The sequence below is a fragment of the Streptomyces flavofungini genome (assembly GCF_041028215.1).
Taxonomy (GTDB): domain Bacteria; phylum Actinomycetota; class Actinomycetes; order Streptomycetales; family Streptomycetaceae; genus Streptomyces; species Streptomyces flavofungini_B.
This window is the reverse complement of sequence record NZ_JASKYR010001428.1, coordinates 1-844: the sequence shown is the minus strand read 5'-3', so window position 1 is coordinate 844 and position 844 is coordinate 1. Positions and strand designations below refer to the sequence as shown.

The window sequence follows — 844 nt, the reverse complement described above, 5'->3', positions numbered from 1 at the left end:
TGCGGACCGTGATGCTGCACGACGCCGACGACCACGGCTGGCACTTCGCCACGCACGCGACCAGCACGAAGGGCCGCCAACTGGCCGCACGGCCGGAGGCCGCCCTGCACTTCTACTGGCCCGCGCAGGGCCGCCAGATCCGGATCAGGGGCCGCGTCACCACCGCCCCGCACGCCGAGGCGCTCGCCGATCTGCACGCCCGCTCGACGGGTGCGCTCGCGGCGGCGCTGGTGGGCCGCCAGAGCGAGCCGCTCGGCTCCGTCGGGGAACTGGCGCGCTCATCGGACACGGCCTGGGCCCGCGCCCAGGCGGAACCGGACGCGGACGCGCCGACCTGGACGCTGTACGTCCTCGACCCCCTGGAGGCCGAGTTCTTCCAGGGCGACGCCCGGCGCAGGCACCTCAGGCTCCGGTACCGCAGGGCGGCGCAGAGCACGGCGGCCTGGACACGGGAGCTGCTCTGGCCGTAGGGGGCCTCATGCACGGCGGCGCCGACCGAAGCCGAACTGGGCGAAGTCGCGGACGGGGCGGTAGCCGAGCCGCTGGTAGAGCCCGTTGCTCGTGGGGTTGGCGAGATCGGTGAAGAGCAGGACCTCCGCCGCGCCCGCGTCCAGCGCGGCACGGGTGACCGCGGCCGTGACCGCGCCCGCGTACCCACGGCCGCGCAGTCCGGCCGGGGTGTAGACGGGGGCGACCCGGACCTGGCCCGCGATGCGCCGTGTGACACCGGCCATGGCGACCGGGGTGCCGTCGGGAGCTTCCCAGAGGGTGACGCCGCCATAGGCGATACGGGACTCCGCCCACTCCTCGGCGAGCGTTCCGCCATGGCCGCCGAGGAGTGGGC

At 75.4% G+C, this 844-nt stretch carries 2 protein-coding genes; one reads left to right on the top strand and one right to left on the bottom strand.

Annotation, left to right across the window (positions count from 1 at the left end):
• Positions 1-470: pyridoxine 5'-phosphate oxidase C-terminal domain-containing protein (locus tag AB8Z36_RS41490; RefSeq protein WP_369218493.1), on the top strand; the 470-nt coding region annotated here is incomplete at its 5' end.
• A gap of 6 nt (positions 471-476) precedes the next feature.
• Here AB8Z36_RS41490 and AB8Z36_RS41485 read toward each other — a convergent pair.
• Positions 477-844: GNAT family N-acetyltransferase (locus AB8Z36_RS41485; protein WP_369218492.1), on the bottom strand; the 368-nt coding region annotated here is incomplete at its 5' end.